Here is an 18,068-nt window from a genome sequence, read left to right as displayed (position 1 = left end):
CGCGTGGACATTTTCATGCAGCGGCAGCGGGATGCATCTGTCGCGATAAGCAACGCGAAATTAATTGGTAAGCGATCGGCGGGCGGCGCGCGAAGATCGGCGGTCGTCATCCGCATGACAACTCTTCCTCGATCGCCACCATGAAGATTTCCTCGATTTCATCCGCCGCGCATCGTGCGCGGCGCACGTCGGTCGCCGTCGTCGCGTTGCGCGGCCTCGCCGCGTCGCTGCTGCTTGCCGGCGCGGTGTCGCATGCGTTCGCCGCGCCGGCCGGCAAGACGCTCGTCTACTGCACCGAAGGCAGCCCGGCCGGCTTCGATCCGGGCCAGCATACGACCAGCACCGATTTCGACGCGAGCACGTACACGGTCTACAACGGCCTCGTGCAGTTCAAGCGCGGCACGCTCGATCTCGTGCCGTCGCTCGCGACGAGCTGGGACGTGTCGCCGGACCAGCGCGTCTACACGTTCCACCTGCGGCGCGGCGTGAAGTTCCAGACCACCGCATGGTTCAAGCCGACGCGGCCGTTCCAGGCGGACGACGTCGTGTTCACGTTCCACAGGATGCTCGATCCGGACGACCCGTTCCGCAAGGCCTATCCGGTCAGCTTCCCGTACTTCAGCGATCTCGGCTTCGATCGCAACATCGAGCGCATCGAAAAGGTCGACGACGACACCGTGCGCTTCGTGCTGAAAACGCCCGACGTCGTGTTCGTGCGCAATCTCGCGATGGCGTTCGCGTCGATCCTGTCGGCCGAATATGCGTCGCAGCTGACGGCACGCCATCGCGAAGCCGACATCAACCAGTTCCCGGTCGGCACGGGGCCGTTCCAGCTGCGCGCGTACCAGAAGGACGCGCTGATCCGCTACGACGCGAATCCCGACTACTGGAAACCGGAGGACGTGAAGCTCGCGCAGCTCGTGTTCGCGATCACGCCCGACCCGGCCGCGCGACTGCAGAAGCTGGTGGCCGGCGAATGCCAGGTGTCGGCGTTCCCGCGGCCGGCCGATCTCGAGACGGTGCGGCGCGATCCGAAGCTGACGCTGTTTTCGGGGACGGGCTTCAACGTCGGCTTCGTCGCGTATAACACGCAGCATGCGCCGCTCGATCGCGTCGACGTGCGGCGCGCGCTCGACATCGCGATCGACAAGCAGGCGATCATCAAGACCGTGTTCAACGGCGATGCGACGATCGCGACGAACCCGATGCCGCCCGCGCAATGGTCGTACAACCCGCGGCTGAAGGATGCGCCGCGCGATCCGGCGGCGGCGAAGGCGCTGCTCGCGCAAGCGGGATTCCCGAACGGCTTCGACCTGACGCTGTGGGCCATGCCGGTGCAGCGCCCGTACAACCCGAACGCGCAGCTGATGGCGCAACTGATCCAGCAGGACTGGGCGAAGATCGGCGTGCGCGCGAAGATCGTCAGCTACGAGTGGGGCGAGTACAACCGCCGCGCGAAACACGACGGGCAGCACGACGCGATCCTGTACGGCTGGTCGGGCGACAACGGCGATCCCGACAACTGGCTCGGCACGCTGCTCGGCTGCGACGCGGTGCACGGCAGCAACCTCGCGAAGTGGTGCAACGCGGATTTCGAGCGACTCGTCAGCGCGGCGCGCTCGAATGCCGACGTCGCGAAACGCACGTCGCTCTACGAGCAGGCGCAGGTGGTGTTCAAGGATCAGGTGCCGTTCACGCCGATCGCGACGTCGATCGTGTCGCTGCCGGTGTCGAAGCGCGTGCACGGGCTGACGTTCTCGCCGCTCGGCGGCCATCGGTTCGATGGCGTGTGGCTGGATTGATGCGGGGAAGCCGGCGCGTGTGCGCCGGCTGTCGAGGTGGCGGTGAAGCGGTGAAGAACCGATGAAGAAGCGGCGGTCAGTTCAGTGCGACGGCGGCCGCCGCTTCGACCGGCGAGCCTTCGAGCGCGACCGATGCGCGGCCGTCGGGGCCGACCGGCACGTCGCCCGCGAGCGTCGTGCGGTAGAGCTGGCGATCGAAGTCGAGATCGAAGATGTCGACGGGCGCGAGATGCGCGGTCGCGCGGTTGTCCCAGAACGCGATGCTGCGCGGTTCCCACTTGAAGCGGATCGTGAATTCCGGTCGCGTCACGTGTTCCCACAGCAGTTCGAGCAAGGCCTGGCTCTCGCGCGGCGTCAATCCGACGATCGATTTCAGGAAACTCGGGCTCACGTACAGCGCGCGTTCGCCGGTCTCCGGATGCACGCGCACCAGCGGATGCTCGGTCACGAGCGGGCGACGCTCGACCGCTGCGTCGAACGCGCCGGTCGCGCGCGCACCGGCCGGCGGCGTGAAGCGATGGATGCCGCGCAAGCCGTCGACGAAGCCGCGCAGCGGTGCCGACAGCGTTTCGTACGCCCGCACGAGGTTGGTCCAGTGCGTGTCGCCGCCGTACGGCGGGATCGTCACGCCGCGCAGGATCGACGCCCACGGCGGATTGACGGCGGCCGTCACGTCGGTGTGCCAGCCCGTCCACGGCCGGCGCACCGGCTCGCCTTCGAAACGCGTCGCCTTGCGATGCTTCGCGATCGAATAGACGGCCGGATGTCCGTCGACGTGGCCGAACACCGGATGACCGACGGTCGGTTCGCCGAACTGCGCGGAAAACGCGACATGCTGCTCGTGCGTGAGGAATTGCTCGCGGAAGAAGATCACGCGCCATTTCAGCAGCGCGGCGCGAATCGCGGCGATCTGCGGCGTGGTCAATGGCTGGCTGAGGTCGATGCCGCGGATTTCGGCGCCGATGTGGGCGGACAGCGGGATCACGTCGACCGGCTGGGCGACGGGTTCGAGTAGGGCGCTCATGCGACGCTCCTGGCGGAAGTGGACGGGGCGAACGGCCGGCGACATCGTTGCGCGTGCGCGCCTCGGGCCGGTGGCGGGAAGGTCATGGTCGGATCCTCCGGGCGGGAATGCGGGAATGCAGCAGTGCGATAGTGCGGTAGTGCGGGCATTCGTACGAGCGGGATTGGCGCCGGCACGGCGGCGGCTGGCGCCGCCCCCGTGCCGCGCACGTCATTGCAGCGTCACGCCCGGCCCCTTCAGCAGCACGCTGCGGCGGCCGTCGATGCCGACCGGCACGTCGCCGTGAACGGTCGCACGCCGCACGACGCGGCGCGCATCGCCGTAGTCGTTGATCGCATAGTGCTGCGTCGCGCGGTTGTCCCAGATCGCCACGTCGCCTTCCTGCCAGCTCCAGCGCACGGTGTTCTCGAGGCGCGTCACGTGTTCGTGCAGCACCTGCAGCAGGTGCGCGGAATCCTGCGACGACAGCCCCTTGATCTTCTGCACGAAATGCCCGAGCACCAGCGTGCGCTCGCCGGTTTCCGGATGCACGCGCACGACCGGGTGTTCGGTCTCGTAGACGGTCGACGTGAACACTTCGCGATAGCGCTTCAGTTGCTTGTCGTCGGCATGCACGTGCGTCGACGCGTAGTCGTACGCATTCGTATGCAACGCCCACAGCGTGTCGGCGAGCGCGCGCAGCGATTCGGGCAGGTGCGTGTACGCGGCCGCCGTGTTGGCCCACACCGTGTCGCCGCCGAACGGCGGAATCACGACCGCGCGCAGGATCGACACCTTCGGGTACGCGTCGACGAACGTCACGTCGGTGTGCCACGAGTTGGCGCGCGCGCCGTGCGCGGAATCGAGCTCGAGCAGCGCCGCGCTGCCGTCGACGGACGGCACGGTCGGGTGCGCGACGGTGTCGCCGAAGCGGCGTGCGAACGCTTCCTGCGCGGTGTCGTCGAGATGGCCCTGGTTGCGGAAGAACAGCACCTTGTGGCGCAGCAGCGCGGCGTGGATCGCGTCGAACGTCGCGTCGTCGAGCGTGCCCGACAGCCGGACGCCGGCGATCTCGGCGCCGATCCGGCCGGCGACCTGGCGAAGCTGAAGCGGGGCGGCGGCCGTGTGCGGCGCGGCGGCGGGCGAAGCATGCGATGACGGGTGAGCGGCGTGCTGGACTTCGGACATCGGGAGTCTCCTGGGTCGGGAAGGTCGAGTCTCCATTCAAGCAGGTGCCGCGCGGAACGGGAACCGATGAATCGTCACAACCTTAGCGCGCGGCGCGATGATCGATATGTGTCGTCGTGCTGAGCGTTACGCGTGCGGCGGCCGGCCGCCTGTTCGCGGTGGCGTGTCACCACGCGAGCCGCCATTCGCCGATCCGGCGTGCATTCGGCGTGGTGATGTGTGTGCCGTTGCCGCTGTCGTTGCCATCTTCCGGCGGCTCCTGAGCGTCGAAATCTGCGAGTACCGTATCGCGCAGCCGCGCGAATTCGGGTGAATCGCGCCGGCGAGGCCGCGGCAGCGTGACGTCGACGATGCGCTCGATGCGCCCCGGGCGCGGCGCCATCGTGACGACGCGATCGCCGAGATACACGGCTTCGTCGACATCGTGCGTGACGAGCACCATCGTGATGCGTTCCTGTTCCCAGATCCTCAGCAGTTCGTTCTGCATCCGCGCGCGCGTCTGCGCATCGAGCGCGCCGAACGGTTCGTCGAGCAGCAGTACGCGCGGCCGATTCACGAGACCGCGCGCGATCGCGACGCGCTGCGCCATCCCGCCCGACAGCTGGTTCGGATACGCATGCTCGAAGCCGTTCAGCCCGACGAGCGCGATATGGTCGGCCACCGCGCGTCGTCTGGCTGCCGGGTCGAGCGGGGCGTTGCGCAGTGCGGCCTCGATGTTCTGCGCGACCGTCAGCCACGGAAACAGCCGGTGATCCTGAAACACGATCCCGCGCTGCAACGACGTGTCGCGCACCGGTTCGTCTCCGGCGCGGATTTCGCCCGCATAGTCGGTGTCGAGCCCGGCGATCAGCCGCAGCAACGTCGACTTGCCGCAGCCGCTCGCGCCGACGATCGTGACGAACTCGCCGGCACGCACGTGCAGCGACACGTCGTCGAGCACGGCGAGCGACGCGCCGCGTTGCGCGTAGCGCTTGCTCACGTGGAGGATATCGAGCGAATCGGAGGCGAGGGTCGTCATGGCGAAAAAAGGAAGAAGGACGCGGGAAGAGGGTGTTCAGCGGTGCAGGTCGCCGCGCCGGGCCAGCACCTTGCGTTCGATCGCGCGCGCGATCGCGTTCAGCGCCCAGCCCGTCACGCCGACGACGATGATCCCGAACAGCACGACGTCCATCCGGAACTGTTCGCTGCCGTCGATCAGCGTGTTGCCGATCCCGCTGCCCGCGACGAGCAGATACTCGGCGCCGAGCGTCGCGAGCCACGAGTAGATGAGGCCGAGATACAGCCCGGTGAAGATCGACGGCAGCGCGGCGGGCAGGAGCACGTAACGCACGAGCTGAAGCCGCGAATAACGCAGTGCGCGGGCGACGTCGACGTACGTGCGCGGCACCGCGTGAATGCCGTCGCACGTATGCGCGGCGACCGGCAGCAGCGCGGCGAGCGACAGGAACACGACCTTGGCGACGTCACCGAGGCCGAACCACACGGAAATCAGCGGGATCCACGCGAACAGCGAGATCTGCTTGAACGTGTCGAAGCTCGGGCCGACCACGCGCGCGGCGATGCGCGACAGCCCGAGCGCGGAGCCGAGCAGCAGGCCGCCGGTCGCGCCGATCGCGAAGCCGCACGCCTCGCGTGCGAGCGATGCCGACAGCGCGCGCGTCAGCGCGCCGCTGGTGGCCTGGGCCCATGCGGTATGCAGCACGTCGGCGGGGCCGACCAGCAGCCCGCTTTTGACGAGATGCGCGGCCGACACGGCCCACCAGAGCGCCAATGCGGCGAGCGGCAGCACGAAGCCGCGCCAGTCGGGCACGGGAAAGCGACGGGCGATCGCGACAGCGGGCGCTGCGGTATCGGCGGGCGATGGGGCGATGGGCGGCACGGCAAGGCTCCTTGAAGCGGGATCAGCCACGGAATGCCGACGGCACGCCGCGGCGCAGCCGTGCTTCGAGCGCGTCGAGCAGCCGGTTGATCGCGAAGCCGACCGCGCCGACGACGATCACCGAGGCCATCACGAGATCGAGTTGAAACAACTGGCGCCCGTACACGATCAGATAGCCGAGCCCTTCCGACGATGCGACGAGCTCGACGACGACGAGCGCGAGCCACGATTTCGTGAACGCGAGCCGTATGCCGGTCGCGAGCGTCGGGATCGCGGCCGGCAGCACGACGCGGACGATGCGCTGGCGCCGCGTATAGCCGAACACGCGCGCGACCTCATCGAGCGCGGGCGGCGTCTGGCGGAAACCCTGCAGCGTGCTCATCGTCACGGGGACGAGCGCCGCATGTGCGATCAGCAGGTACTTCAACGGCTCGCCGACGCCGACGAGCAGCAGCAGGAACGGCAGCCAGCCGAGCACGGGAATCTGCACGAGCGCGTTGAAGCTCGGCAGCACGTACGCTTCGAGCGTGCGCGACAGGCCGAGTGCGGCGCCGATCGCGAAACCGAGCAGCGTCCCCGCCGCGAAGCCGACCAGCACGCGTTGCAGGCTGATCAGCGTGTGGCGCGCGAGATCGCCGCTTGCCGCGAGTTCGGCGAGCGAGTCGGCGACCCGCGCGGGCGGCGGCAGGATCTGCGGTGCGATCCAGCCGCGCGCGCTGCCGACGGTCCACCACGCGAACAGCAATGCAGGCAGCGCCCACGGCGCGAGCCGCCACGCCACGCGCTTCACGATGGCCGCGCGGGACGGCGCGGCGAGCGCGTGCGGGGCGGACGACGGAATCGGGATCGCGGTGTCGCTCATCGGGCGGCCCTGGCTCAGGAGAGGGGCTTGCCGGCTGCGTCGTAACGCGGCCAGTAGTGTTCGAGGTGCTGCGTGCGCAGCGCGTTGTCGAGATACTTCGGCTCGAACCAGCCGTCGACGGTGACCGGCTGACGGATCAGTTTCAGCTTCAGTGCGTCTTCCGCAACGGCCTTGTAGCGCGCGATCACGAACGGGTCGATCAGCGGCGACAGGCGGTCCTTCAGGCGCTGGTTCGCATAGTCGGCCTGCCACGACGTGTAGGGCACGCCGCTTTTCGCCCACAGCTTGAACAGCGCGTCGCGGTTCGCTTCGTCGGACGACCATTGCGCGCCCTTCACGAACGCGTCGACGACGCGCTGCACGATGTCCGGATGCGCACGCTCGAAGTCGTCGAGCACGAGCAGGTGCGTCTGGCGCGTGAGTTGCGGGCCGTCGTTCTGCGATTCATAGATGATCTTCGCGAGGCCCGCGTCGCGCAGTTTGTACAACTGATAATCGCCGACCGACGCGTCGATGCCTTTCGATGCAAGCGCGGCGAGCGAACTCGCGGAGTCGAGGTTGATCACGCGCAGGTCGCGTTCGCTCAGGCTGTTCTTCGCCAGCGCGTTGTCGGCGACGAGCTGCAGGTTGGTGCCGCGGAAGATCGACACGCGGCGGCCTTTCAGGTCCGCGAGCGAGTGGACGTCGGAGTCCGGCGGCACCGCGATCTTCACGCCGGAGCGCACGCTCGCGGCGAGCAGCAGACGCGTCTTGATCCCGTTCGCGCGAGCGAGTACCGCCGGCAGGTCGCCCTGGTACGCGAAGTCGAGCGCCTTGTCGGCGATCGCCTCGTTGACGGCCGGGCCCGCGCCCTTGAAGAACAGCCACTGCACCTTGATCCCGTCGGCCGCGAATTCCTTTTCGACGAGTTGCTGGAGCTGTACGGTGGCCGCGCTCGATCCGCCGAAAGTCGGCGGGTCGCCGGTGCCTTGCTGGGCGACGCCGATGCGGATGGTGGTGGGCTTGTCGGCGTGCGCGGCAGCGGCGGGCAACGCAACGAGGGACGCGATCAGCAGCGATCGCAGCAGGCGCAGTGGAAGCATGAATCGATCGGTCAGGAGAACGTTGGAAAGGGCGGGCCGAAGCCCGGTGTGTCGACTCATTCTCGATGACGCATCCGGCGCCGGACAAGCAACGATTTGAACTATGCTTATCGCCGCCTGGCGGGTTGGCGGCCGCTCGACCGCCAACGCGGAAACGCGTTTTTCGTGCGTGCGGATTGCGCATTTCCCGTTGGCGCGGAATAGCCCGATGAAGAACGCGAGGCGCGCGCCGGGCGATATGACTAACCTCGGTAATATTTTCCGCGCTCGTTCGGCGCAGTCGAACAATTACTGAAAACCTTGCGTGAGCCGCAGTGTTGAATTGATTTCGCGAATCTCGTCGAATCTAAAGAGCCTAATAAAAATCAAAGATCAAGCTGAGAACGACACGGCGCGCCGACGAAATAACATTCTTACTGTGCGCCCCGCAGGGCCGCGCGCGACGGGGCGATAAACCGGCAAATGACGTACGCGTATTTCCTTGTCGAAGGGCCTTGACCATAAATGCATTCCGACGCTAAATTGTTTGAAATGGCCGAAAAAATTGTCTATACCCAACTCCAGTTAGCGTGATTCGCATCCTGCAGTGCGGCCATGCAACAAAACGCGCGATTGAACCGGCGATGCCGTTGCCGTACATTGCGCGTAGCAGCGATCGAATGGATTCCGGGGAATGCGCACGGCCCGATGCCTGGGCTGTCGCATGAGTCATGAATGCAATGGGCGAAACGCAGTGCACGCCACCGAAGCAACGCCGCGTCTTTACATTCAACGGTCGATCACCGACCCCGTCACACGGAGGTTGTCATGCTGCAATACGTCAAGTCCCTGCTGCGCGATGAACGTGGTGTCAGTTCGCTCGAATACGCCGTGCTGGCCGGTATCGTCGTGGTTGCACTCGCGGCGGTCGGGGTGATTCTGAGCAGCAACACCGGTGGCCTGCCGGCCGTGTTCACAACGCTGATCAACAAGGTCACCGCGCTGATCTGAACTCCCAGAACCCGCGCGTCGCCGACGAGCACACGGATCCGCAGCGGTACGACGTATCCAGCCGGGGCGCGCCGACGGACGGCTCTCCGATGCTCTATTTCGTACAGGCGGTGGCGACGCTCGTGCTGGTGTCGCTCGCGCTGCAGGACGTGCGCGCGCGACGCCTGTCCAATCGCACGGTGCTGGCGTTCGCGATGCTGTATTTCGTCGCGGCGGCGCTTGCACAACAAGGGCTCGCGCAACTTGCCGGTCACGTGGCGACCGCTGCAGCGACGTTTCTGCTGTTCGGTTGCCTGCGTCACGCGGGCTGGATCGGCGGCGGCGACGTCAAGCTGGCGGCGGCCGTCTTTCTGTGGGCCGGCCCCGCGCTCGCATTCCCGGTGTTGACGATCGTCGGGGCGGGCGGCGCCGTGTATGGCGTCGCCGCGCTCGCGATCGCGCGGCAGCGTCGCATGGAACCGGTACGCACACTTGAGACGCGCGGCGTCCCGTACGGCGTCGCGCTCGCGCTCGGCGGCACACTGGCCGTCTGGGCGCCGTTCCCTCACCCGATTTCGTTGACCTAGCGAGGGGGACGCACGCCGCCATGCCCAAACCCCTGAGAATGGTCGTGCTGATCATCGCTGCCGGCATCGGCGCGTTCATGCTGCGGCAGTTGTACGTCGCCGCGTCGACCCCGGCGGCGCCGAGCGTGGCGACGGAGGTGCGCGTGCGCGTCGCGGCGGCCGACCTGCCCGAAGGGCTGCTGCTGCGCGACAACGATCTCGCATGGAAGCCCGTGCCGCGCGCTCAGGTGCCGGCCGGCGCGTTCGTCGAGTCGCAGCCTGGCGCGGATCTCAAGGGCGCGCTGCTGCGCAACCGCGTCGACGCCGGTGCGCCGATCCGCGCAGACAACGTGATTCCGGCCGGCGCGCCGGATTTCCTCGCGGCCGCGCTGCAGCCGGGCATGCGCGCGATCTCGGTCCCGGTCGACGACGTGTCCGGCAACGCCGGGCTGATCCAGCCGGGCGACTTCGTCGACGTGGTGCTCACCCAGCAGATCGGCGGTTCCGCGACGACGCCCGGCACGTTCGAAGCGGAGACGGTCGTGCGGCGCGCGCGCGTGCTCGCGGTCGGCTCGGAATTCCAGCGTGCGAAGGCGCCGGCGAGCGCGCCGGACGCGCCGGTGCGCGCACGCACGGTCACGCTCGAGGTCGCGCCGCGCACCGCGCAGGTCGTGCTGGTCGCGACGCGCCTCGGTTCGCTGTCGCTGGCGTTGCGCAGCTTCGCGACGCGCGATCGGCGCGAGGCGGCCGGCGGCAACGAAGCGGAACCCGATACGCCGCCGGTATGGGCCGGCGAAGTGTCGCGCGCGTTCCGCGACGCGCCGCGCTCGCCGGCGGCGAGGTCGGAGGCCGGCACGCGGTCGGCGCCGCAGGGCAATGCGGTCGTGATCTACCGCGGTTCGTCGGTCGACGACGGATCGCACGGCGCGGGCAGCGGCGCCGGCATGCCGGGCGTGCCGCCGCTGCCTGCGGGTTGGCCGGGCACACCGGTTGCACCGGCTGCGCCGCGGGCGGCAATGCCGTCGCGGATGCGACGGCGCAGGTGCCGAGGGCAGCGGTGGCGCAGTGACGAAGTGACGATTCGGGGCTGGCCGCCCGGCGGCCGGCATTTGACGGGAACACGCATGGTGCGCATGGTTCGTTGGATCGCTTTCTGGTGGCTGGCCTGCATCGTCGCGCCGGGCTTCGCGTTCGCGCAGCGCGCGCCGGCGGCGGATGCCGGCACCGCGTTGTCGATCGCGACCGGCAAGGGCGAGATGCTGACGCTATCCGAGCCGGCGACCGCGATGTTCGTCGCGGATCCGAGCATCGCCGACATCCAGGTGCCGTCGTCGCGCACCGTGTTCGTGTTCGGCAAGAAGGCCGGCACCACCACGCTGATCGCGCTGGGCGCGAACCATCGGCCGATCCTGCGCCGCACGGTGATCGTGCAGGTCGACACTGCATCGCTGCAGGCGGTGCTCGACAGCCGCTTTCCGCAACTGAAGCTGTCGGTGTCGGGCGCGCCGGGCTCGCTGATGGTGTCGGGCAAGGTGCCGAGCGCCGCCGACGCGGACGCCGTGATGCAGTCGCTCGGCCCCTACCTGAACGACAAGGAGAAGATCGTCAATCGGCTCACGTTGTCGCGCCCGATCCAGGTGAACCTGCGCGTGCGCGTGACCGAGGTGAGCCGCAACGTCACGCAGCAGCTCGGCATCAACTGGAGTTCGCTCGGCGCGGCCGGCAATTTCATCGGCGGGCTGTTCAACGGACGCACGCTGTTCGATCCGACGAACAAGCTGTTCAACCTGTCGCCGACCGGTGCCTATTCGGTGGTCGGCGGCTTCCACACGGGGCGCTGGTCGATCGACGTCGTGCTCGACGCGCTCGATCAGGAAGGCCTGATCACGATGCTCGCGGAGCCGAACCTTACCGCGATGTCCGGGCAGACCGCGAGCTTCCTCGCGGGCGGCGAGATTCCGATTCCGGTCGCACAGGCCGGCAACACGACCGGCGCGATCACGGTCGAGTACAAGCCGTTCGGCGTGTCGCTCGACTTCACGCCGACCGTGCTCGCCGACAACCGGATCAGCCTGAAGGTGCGCCCGGAAGTGAGCGAGGTCGATCCGAGCAACAGCGTGACGACTGGCAGCATCACGGTGCCGGGGCTCTCCGTGCGGCGCGTGGAGACGACGGTCGAGCTGTCGAGCGGGCAGAGCTTCGCGATCGGCGGCCTGCTGCAGAGCCAGACCGCGGATACCGTGTCGCAGATCCCGGGGCTCGGCCGGCTGCCGATCATCGGCCGGCTGTTTTCATCGAAGAACTTCCAGGACCACAAGACCGAAGTCGTCGTGATCGTGACGCCGTACATCGTGCAGCCGACCGGCCCCGGCCAGCTCGAGCAGGCGCTCGATACCGTCGCGCGGCCGAGCAGCGATCTCGAGTTCGCGATCCAGCGCAATCTCGGGATCGACCTGCTGACCGGCGATACGCCGCGTCTCGTCGGGGCCGCAGGCTTCGTCTACTGACCGGAGGCGCGCGCATGCGAGTTCGAACCGTCTTCTCCGCTCTGTTGCCGCTGCCGCTGGTGCTCGCCGGCTGCCTGTCGGCGCCGCCGCCGATCAACCTGCCCGACGCACGCGCGATCGGCTTCGACGGCACGCACGCGGTGCCGCCCGACTGCGCGAAGCTGATGCAGCCGTCGCATCTCGCCGATGCGGGGTTCGGGCGGCCGGGCGTGCCGTTCGGCTGCGCGACCTACACGAACCTCGCGACGATGCTCGCGCGCCCGGAAGATCTCGTCGCGCCCGTGCCGTACGGCGGGGCCGATGCGCAGGTGGCCGCCGACGCGGTGCGCCGCTACGTCGAGGATCGCGTGAAGCAGACGGCGCCGGGCAAGACCTCGACGACGACCGGCTCGCCCGGCCGTTGACCCACCCCTATGCGATCGCGAAGCCGCCCATGAACGTCCTCGACCGCCAGAACGCCAAGCATGCCGCCACCGCCGGCGCCGCGGACCTCATCGCCGTCGTGTCCGATGCCGGCAGCGAGGATGTGATCCGGCGTGTCGCGCAGGACCTGTCGATCACGCGCGCGCATGTGCAGCCGGGCAGCTGCGACGACGCGATCCGGCTGCTGCAGCAGCACGAGCGCTCGCCGCGCCAGCTGATCGTCGACGTGTCGGATTCCGTGCTGCCGGTGTCGGACCTGGTGCGGGTCGCGGACGTGTGCGATCCGTCGGTGCGGGTCGTCGCGATCGGCACGCAGAACGACGTCGGCCTGTTCCGAAACCTGCTCGGCATCGGCGTGCAGGACTACATCGTGAAGCCGCTGACCGTCGAGCTGCTGCGGCGCTCGCTGACCGCGACGGAATCGGTCGTGCAGGCGCGCACCGGCAAGGTCGTCAGCTTCGTCGGCGCGCGCGGCGGGGTGGGCGCGACCACGATCGCGGTGAGTCTCGCGCGCTGCCTGGCGGGCGAGAAGCGCCGCCGCGTCGCGTACGTCGACCTGAACCTGCACGGCGGCGGCGCGAACTCGATGCTCGGGCTGTCGAGCAACAACGGGTTGATCGAGCTGCTGAACATGGAACTGCGCCCCGACGACGCGTTGTTCGACCGCATGTTCGTCACGAAGGGCGATCGCCTGCATGTGCTGTCGGCGGAACTCACCTATGGCGAAGAGGCGCCGCTGCGCGACGATGCGCTCGCGCAGCTCGTCGACATGCTGAAGGACCGCTTCCACTACGTGCTGTTCGACGTGGGCGTCCGTGCGGGCCAGCTGTTCGAGGATGCGCTGATGGCGTCCGATCTCGTCTACATCGTCGCCGATCGTTCGGTGCACGCCGCGTACGAAGCCGCGCGGCTTGCGCGCTTCGTCAAGGAAATGCCCGGCGAGCGGCTATTGTCGATGGTGCTGAACAATCCGCTCGAGCCGGTCAAGGGGCGCGTCGCGCAGACCGACTTCGAGGACGCATTCGGCGGCGTGAAGCTGCGCGAGCTGCCGCACGAACCGCAGCCGCTCGCGATCGCCGAGAACCTCGGCGAGCCGATCGAAGCCACGAAGCGGCGCGGCTTCCTCGACGAGATCCGGCTGCTCGCGAACGGCATCACCGGCGAATCGATGGCGGTGGCCGAGCCGTGGTACGCGCGCTTCATCAAATGGAGGAAAGGATCGTGACGTTCGGGACCCGCAAACGGCCGACGCCGGGCGCCGCCCCGGCCAGCCCGCCAGCGACGCCGCGCGACGAGACACCCGAGCCGGCGTCGGCCCCGGCCGCGGGCCATGCGCCGGCGCCTGCGCGCGGGTCTGCGGCGGCCGACACGCAGGAAGCGCTGATTCGTTCCGGCAAGTTCGATGCGATCCGCACCGCGGTGTTCACGTCGATGAACATGTCCGCCGCATTGATGAAGACACGCGACGAAGTGCGGGCGGGCATCGAACAGGTGGCCGCGCACACCGTCGAGCGCGAGCGACTGAAGATCACCGCGGGCGAGCAGGTGCTGATCGTCGACGCGATCCTGAACGACATGTTCGGCGTCGGGCCGATCGAGCCGCTGCTCGCCGACGACACCGTGTCCGACATCCTCGTGAACGGCCCCGACCAGGTGTACGTCGAGCGCGCGGGCCGGCTCGAGCTGACGTCGCTGAAGTTTCGCGACAACGCGCACGTGACGAGCGTCGCGCAGCGGATCGCGGCGGCGGTCGGACGGCGCGTCGACGAGAGCAGCCCGATGGTCGACGCGCGGCTCGCCGACGGCAGCCGCGTGAACGTGGTGCTGCCGCCGATCGCGATGCGCGGCGCGTCGATCTCGATCCGCAAGTTCGCGAAGCGCGACATCACGCTCGCGCGGATGGCGCATCAGGGCAACATCTCGCACGGGATGCTGCAGGTGCTGAAGATCGCCTGCGCGTGCCGGCTGAACATCGTGATCTCCGGCGGTACCGGGTCGGGCAAGACCACGCTGCTGAACGCACTGTCGCAGCATATCGACGAGCACGAGCGGATCGTGACGATCGAGGATGCGGCCGAGTTGCAACTGCTTCAGCCGCACGTTGTCAGCCTCGAGACGCGGCCGGAGAACACGGAAGGGCTCGGCGGGATCTCGCAGCGAGACCTCGTGCGCAACGCGCTGCGGATGCGGCCCGACCGCATCATCCTCGGCGAAATCCGCGGCGCGGAGGCATTCGACGTGCTGCAGGCGATGAACACCGGGCACGACGGCTCGATGACGACGATCCATGCGAACACGCCGCGCGACGCGATCAGCCGGCTCGAGAGCATGGTCATGATGGCGAACGCGAACCTGCAGCTGCTGTCGATCCGGCGCCAGATCGCGAGCGCCGTGCATCTGTTCGTGCAGGTCGAGCGGATGCGCGACGGCGTGCGCCGCGTGACCCGGATCACCGAGATCGTCGGGATGGAAGGCGAAGTGGTGATCACGCAGGACCTGTTCGCGTTCCGCCAGGAAGGCGACACGACGCGCGACGTGGTGAAGGGCGTGTTCGAGGCGTCGTCGCTGCGGCCCGCGTTCGCGCCGCGCGCCGCGTACTACGGCGTCGAGGACACGCTCGCCGAGGTATTCCGGCAATGAGCGCCGCGGACCTGTTCGCGCTCGGCGCATTCGTCGTGATCCTCGCGGTCGGGCTCGGGCTGTCCGCGATGCTCGACCGTGCGCGCCAGTCGCCGGAACAGCGCATTCGCGCGCGCATGCAGCACCTGGCGCCGTCGCTGGGCGGGCGCGACGCCGGGGCGGCCGCCGCGCCCGGCGTCGCGCTGTTCAACCTGCCGCGCCGGCAAAGCCGCGCGCGGGCGTGGCTGCAGCGCTACATGACGCGCGTGCGGGCGGTCGGCGGCGAAAGCGGGATGCGGATCGTCGTCGCCGCCACGATCGTCGGTGTGATCGCGGCGATCGCCGTGGTGAAGCTCGTCGCGCTGCCGGGCATCGTCCATCCGCTGATCTATGTCGGGCTGCCGCTGCTGGCGATGCGCGCGAGCTACCGCGCGCTGGTGGAGCGGTTCCGGCTGCGTTTTCTCGAAGCGTTCCCCGACGCGATCGACCTGATCGTGCGGGCGGTGCGCGCGGGCATTCCGGTCACGCAGGCGATCAGCACGGTAGGCGACAGCGCGGCCGAGCCGGTGCGCTCGACCTTTCGCACGATGGGCGACAGCCTGCGCGTCGGCGCGGATCTGAAGGACGTGCTGACGCTCGCGGCCGACCGGCTGATGATCGCGGACTTCTCGTTCTTCACCGTCTACCTGCTGCTGCAGCGCGAGACGGGCGGCAGCCTCGGCGAGACGCTCGACGAGTTGTCGAGCATCATCCGCACGCGCCGCGACATCCGGTTGAAGACGCGCGCGCTGACCGCCGAAGGCCGGATCACGACGAAGATCATTTCGGCGGTGCCGTTCGTGATGATCGGCGCGCTGTTCCTCGTCAACCGCGCGTACGTGATGCTGCTGTTCGATACGCACCCCGGACGCGTGATGCTGACCATTGCCGCCGCGCTGCTGACGATGGGACTGCTGATGATCCGCAAGATCTCGAAACTGGATACCGCGCGATGACGATGTCGATGCTGGCCGCCCGCGGCCTCGAACTGTTGCTGCTGCTCGCGTGCGTTGGGCTGGCGCTCCGGATGCCGGGCGGCGGCGCGCGCCAGCGCATTGCCGCGCGCGTTCAGCAGGCGGCCGGACAGCGGCCGCCGTCGCTGGCGGCGGGGCGCCTGCAGCCGGGCGAGGTGCGCCAGGATCTGACGCGGCGGCTCGCGCAACTCGGCGAGCGGCTGCCCGTGCTCGATCCGATGCAACGCGCGAAGCTCGGGCTGCAGCTGACGCGCGCGGGCTTTCGCGAGCGCCGGGCGGTGTCGTCGATGATCGGCATCAAGCTGAGCTGCGGTGTGCTGTTCGCGGGCCTCGCGATCGTGTTCAGCCCGTACATTCCGCGTCTCGGCGAATACTTCATCATCCGCGCGGTGGCGATGGTCGCCGCGTTCGTGGTCGGCGTGATCGTGCCCGAGTACGTGCTCGGCGCGATGATCCGGCGGCGCCGGCGGATCATCGCCGCGTGCTTTCCGGATGCGCTCGATTTGCTCGTGATCTGCACGATGGCAGGCAACAGCCTCGTGTCGGGCGTGCGGCGCGTCGCGCGCGAACTCGACCGCATCTGTCCGCCGCTCGCCGATGAGCTGATGGTTTGCGCGGACGAGCTGACGCTAAGCGGCAACGTGTCGGAAGCGCTGACGCATTTCGCGCTGCGGGTCGACTTTGCGTCGGCCCGCTCGCTTGCGACGACGCTCACGCAATCGCAGCGCTTCGGCACGCCGATCACGCAGGCGCTGCGGACGCTATCGCGCAGCGAGCGCACCGAGCAGATCGTCGCGCTCGAGGAACAGGCCGCGAAGCTCGCGCCGAAGATCACGCTGCCGATGATGCTGTTCATCCTGCCGACGGTCGGCCTGATCGCGGCGGGCCCGGCGGCCATCCGTCTGCTCGAGGTATTCAAATGAAAGGCTCCGCCATCCGGGTGTTCGCCTTCGCGGCCGCGCTGCCGATGCTCGCCGGCGGCTGCGCGCCGGGCATCCAGACGCGGCCGGTGACGTCGCACAAGAGCGACGATCCGCAGTCCGAACTGCGCATCGCCGACAGCGCGCTCGCCGGCGGCAACGTCGATCTCGCGTCGACGCTGTACCAGAAGGTGCTGGCGCGGCATCCCGATTCGCTCGCGGCGCGCCTGGGGCTCGGCGACGTGAGCTACCGCGCCGGCGACCTGGAACGCGCGCGGATTCTGTACGAGCAGGCGCGCCAGCAGGCACCGGCCGACCTCGGGCCGCAGGTCGCGCTCGCGCGCGTCGCGTTGCGGCAGCGCCGGCTCGACGAGGCCGCCCAGCGCTACCGCGACCTGCTGGCCGCGCAGCCGAACCTGCCGCTCGCGGCGGAAGGGCTCGGCACGGTGCTCGACCTGCAGGGCCGCCATGAAGACGCGCAGGCCGTGTACCGGGCCGCGCTGCAGGCGCATCCGGATGCGCAAGGGCTGCGGGTCGACCTCGGGCTGTCGCTCGTGCTGAGCAACCGGCCGCGCGAGGGCGTGAACGTGCTGCTCGACGTGGCCGGGCTGCCCGATGCGCCGTGGCAGGCGCGCCAGAACCTCGCGTTCGCGTACGGCGTGCTCGGCAACACCGATTCGGCGAAGAAGCTGCTGTCGGTGGATATGCCCGCATCGGCGGTGGCCGACAATCTGCGTGTCTACCAGGCGGTGCGCGCGCAGCTCGCGTCGCGCGCGGTCGCACCCGTCGCCGGGGATGCAAAATGACACGCGGGGTGACGGGCCCGCGCCACGCGCGCGGCGTCGTATCCCTCGAGTTCGTGCTGATGCTGCCGTTCCTGCTGATGGTGCTGATCGGCATCATCGACACGAGCCTGCTGCTGTGCGACAAGGCCGTCATCACGAACGCGAGCCGCGAGGCCGCGCGTGCCGGCGTCGTGCTGCGCGTGCCGATGCTGACCACGACCCAGATCGCCAACGTCGCTTTGAGCTATACGCAGAACGCGCTGATCACCGGCGGCGCCGCGACCACGCCGACCGTTACCGTGACGCAGGCGAACGGCACGACGTCGGGCACCGCGCTGACGGTCACGGTGACCTACACGTATTCCGGCATGGTGCTGGGCTCCGCGTTCAGCGCGCTGACCGGCCCGGTCACGGTCTCGGCCACTTCGGTGATGCTCTATGAATGACGCG

At 68.7% G+C, this 18,068-nt stretch carries 17 protein-coding genes and 1 pseudogene; 12 read left to right on the top strand and 6 right to left on the bottom strand.

Annotation, left to right across the window (positions count from 1 at the left end):
* Positions 1-140 precede the first annotated feature (140 nt).
* A complete protein-coding gene (locus C7H84_RS05790; RefSeq protein ID WP_121857823.1) occupies positions 141-1,802 on the top strand; it encodes an ABC transporter substrate-binding protein in 1,662 nt (553 codons plus the stop codon).
* 76 nt (positions 1,803-1,878) lie between these two features.
* Here the strand turns inward: C7H84_RS05790 and C7H84_RS05785 are convergent, their stop codons facing one another.
* The 6 genes from C7H84_RS05785 to C7H84_RS05760 all read right to left on the bottom strand — a co-directional run bounded on the left by C7H84_RS05785 (position 1,879) and on the right by C7H84_RS05760 (position 7,816).
* Positions 1,879-2,826, bottom strand: a complete 948-nt coding sequence (locus C7H84_RS05785; RefSeq protein WP_121857822.1) for a TauD/TfdA family dioxygenase — start codon at positions 2,824-2,826, stop codon at positions 1,879-1,881.
* A gap of 210 nt (positions 2,827-3,036) precedes the next feature.
* Positions 3,037-3,993, bottom strand: a complete 957-nt coding sequence (locus tag C7H84_RS05780; RefSeq protein ID WP_121857821.1) for a TauD/TfdA family dioxygenase — start codon at positions 3,991-3,993, stop codon at positions 3,037-3,039.
* A 166-nt stretch (positions 3,994-4,159) separates the two neighbouring features.
* On the bottom strand, positions 4,160-5,011 hold the full coding sequence (locus tag C7H84_RS05775; RefSeq protein WP_121857820.1) for an ABC transporter ATP-binding protein: 852 nt from the start codon (positions 5,009-5,011) through the stop codon (positions 4,160-4,162).
* 36 nt (positions 5,012-5,047) lie between these two features.
* The gene (locus C7H84_RS05770) at positions 5,048-5,821 is read right to left on the bottom strand and encodes an ABC transporter permease (protein ID WP_205611400.1); all 774 of its coding nucleotides are present in this window, start codon (positions 5,819-5,821) and stop codon (positions 5,048-5,050) included.
* 73 nt (positions 5,822-5,894) lie between these two features.
* Positions 5,895-6,734, bottom strand: coding sequence for an ABC transporter permease (locus tag C7H84_RS05765; RefSeq protein ID WP_121857819.1), 840 nt, complete (start codon positions 6,732-6,734; stop codon positions 5,895-5,897).
* 14 nt (positions 6,735-6,748) lie between these two features.
* The gene (locus C7H84_RS05760) at positions 6,749-7,816 is read right to left on the bottom strand and encodes an ABC transporter substrate-binding protein (protein WP_121857818.1); all 1,068 of its coding nucleotides are present in this window, start codon (positions 7,814-7,816) and stop codon (positions 6,749-6,751) included.
* 807 nt (positions 7,817-8,623) lie between these two features.
* Here C7H84_RS05760 and C7H84_RS05755 point away from each other — a divergent pair.
* The 11 genes and pseudogenes from C7H84_RS05755 to C7H84_RS05705 all read left to right on the top strand — a co-directional run bounded on the left by C7H84_RS05755 (position 8,624) and on the right by C7H84_RS05705 (position 18,064).
* Positions 8,624-8,806, top strand: a complete 183-nt coding sequence (locus C7H84_RS05755) for a Flp family type IVb pilin (RefSeq protein WP_121857817.1) — start codon at positions 8,624-8,626, stop codon at positions 8,804-8,806.
* Positions 8,807-8,895: 89 nt separating this feature from the next.
* On the top strand, positions 8,896-9,372 hold the full coding sequence (locus tag C7H84_RS05750; RefSeq protein ID WP_121857816.1) for a prepilin peptidase: 477 nt from the start codon (positions 8,896-8,898) through the stop codon (positions 9,370-9,372).
* A gap of 20 nt (positions 9,373-9,392) precedes the next feature.
* Positions 9,393-10,420 (top strand): annotated as a pseudogene (gene cpaB, locus C7H84_RS05745) (Flp pilus assembly protein CpaB).
* Positions 10,421-10,475: 55 nt separating this feature from the next.
* Positions 10,476-11,858, top strand: a complete 1,383-nt coding sequence (locus tag C7H84_RS05740; protein WP_121857815.1) for a type II and III secretion system protein family protein — start codon at positions 10,476-10,478, stop codon at positions 11,856-11,858.
* A 14-nt stretch (positions 11,859-11,872) separates the two neighbouring features.
* Positions 11,873-12,262 (top strand): CpaD family pilus assembly lipoprotein, encoded by a 390-nt coding sequence (locus C7H84_RS05735; RefSeq protein WP_121857814.1) that lies wholly within the window; start codon positions 11,873-11,875, stop codon positions 12,260-12,262.
* Positions 12,263-12,291: 29 nt separating this feature from the next.
* On the top strand, positions 12,292-13,506 hold the full coding sequence (locus tag C7H84_RS05730) for an AAA family ATPase (RefSeq protein ID WP_121857813.1): 1,215 nt from the start codon (positions 12,292-12,294) through the stop codon (positions 13,504-13,506).
* Positions 13,503-14,921, top strand: a complete 1,419-nt coding sequence (locus tag C7H84_RS05725) for a CpaF family protein (RefSeq protein ID WP_121857812.1) — start codon at positions 13,503-13,505, stop codon at positions 14,919-14,921. Before C7H84_RS05730 ends, C7H84_RS05725 begins: the two co-directional genes overlap by 4 nt.
* Positions 14,918-15,895, top strand: a complete 978-nt coding sequence (locus C7H84_RS05720; RefSeq protein WP_121857811.1) for a type II secretion system F family protein — start codon at positions 14,918-14,920, stop codon at positions 15,893-15,895. The genes C7H84_RS05725 and C7H84_RS05720 overlap by 4 nt, the downstream gene beginning before the upstream one ends.
* Entirely contained in the window at positions 15,892-16,836 is a 945-nt protein-coding gene (locus C7H84_RS05715; protein ID WP_121857810.1) for a type II secretion system F family protein, read from the top strand. The genes C7H84_RS05720 and C7H84_RS05715 overlap by 4 nt, the downstream gene beginning before the upstream one ends.
* A complete protein-coding gene (locus C7H84_RS05710) occupies positions 16,833-17,639 on the top strand; it encodes a tetratricopeptide repeat protein (RefSeq protein WP_121857809.1) in 807 nt (268 codons plus the stop codon). Before C7H84_RS05715 ends, C7H84_RS05710 begins: the two co-directional genes overlap by 4 nt.
* Positions 17,636-18,064 (top strand): TadE family protein, encoded by a 429-nt coding sequence (locus C7H84_RS05705; RefSeq protein WP_121857808.1) that lies wholly within the window; start codon positions 17,636-17,638, stop codon positions 18,062-18,064. The genes C7H84_RS05710 and C7H84_RS05705 overlap by 4 nt, the downstream gene beginning before the upstream one ends.
* The last annotated feature ends 4 nt before the right edge of the window (positions 18,065-18,068 follow it).

Source organism: Burkholderia sp. Nafp2/4-1b (assembly GCF_003635165.1).
Taxonomy (GTDB): domain Bacteria; phylum Pseudomonadota; class Gammaproteobacteria; order Burkholderiales; family Burkholderiaceae; genus Burkholderia.
Note: the sequence above shows the minus strand (reverse complement) of the source record. Positions and strands in the feature narration are given on the sequence as shown.

Bases quoted from the DNA above. Each gene is read 5' to 3' on its own strand.
- C7H84_RS05790 (WP_121857823.1), top strand. From the start codon at position 141: ATGAAGATTTCCTCGATTTCATCCGCCGCGCATCGTGCGCGGCGCACG.
- C7H84_RS05755 (WP_121857817.1), top strand. From the start codon at position 8,624: ATGCTGCAATACGTCAAGTCCCTGCTGCGCGATGAACGTGGTGTCAGT.
- C7H84_RS05710 (WP_121857809.1), top strand. From the start codon at position 16,833: ATGAAAGGCTCCGCCATCCGGGTGTTCGCCTTCGCGGCCGCGCTGCCG.
- C7H84_RS05775 (WP_121857820.1), bottom strand. From the start codon at position 5,011: ATGACGACCCTCGCCTCCGATTCGCTCGATATCCTCCACGTGAGCAAG.
- C7H84_RS05715 (WP_121857810.1), top strand. From the start codon at position 15,892: ATGACGATGTCGATGCTGGCCGCCCGCGGCCTCGAACTGTTGCTGCTG.
- C7H84_RS05780 (WP_121857821.1), bottom strand. From the start codon at position 3,993: ATGTCCGAAGTCCAGCACGCCGCTCACCCGTCATCGCATGCTTCGCCC.
- C7H84_RS05720 (WP_121857811.1), top strand. From the start codon at position 14,918: ATGAGCGCCGCGGACCTGTTCGCGCTCGGCGCATTCGTCGTGATCCTC.
- C7H84_RS05730 (WP_121857813.1), top strand. From the start codon at position 12,292: ATGAACGTCCTCGACCGCCAGAACGCCAAGCATGCCGCCACCGCCGGC.
- C7H84_RS05750 (WP_121857816.1), top strand. From the start codon at position 8,896: ATGCTCTATTTCGTACAGGCGGTGGCGACGCTCGTGCTGGTGTCGCTC.
- C7H84_RS05785 (WP_121857822.1), bottom strand. From the start codon at position 2,826: ATGAGCGCCCTACTCGAACCCGTCGCCCAGCCGGTCGACGTGATCCCG.
- C7H84_RS05740 (WP_121857815.1), top strand. From the start codon at position 10,476: ATGGTGCGCATGGTTCGTTGGATCGCTTTCTGGTGGCTGGCCTGCATC.
- C7H84_RS05760 (WP_121857818.1), bottom strand. From the start codon at position 7,816: ATGCTTCCACTGCGCCTGCTGCGATCGCTGCTGATCGCGTCCCTCGTT.
- C7H84_RS05705 (WP_121857808.1), top strand. From the start codon at position 17,636: ATGACACGCGGGGTGACGGGCCCGCGCCACGCGCGCGGCGTCGTATCC.
- C7H84_RS05735 (WP_121857814.1), top strand. From the start codon at position 11,873: ATGCGAGTTCGAACCGTCTTCTCCGCTCTGTTGCCGCTGCCGCTGGTG.
- C7H84_RS05765 (WP_121857819.1), bottom strand. From the start codon at position 6,734: ATGAGCGACACCGCGATCCCGATTCCGTCGTCCGCCCCGCACGCGCTC.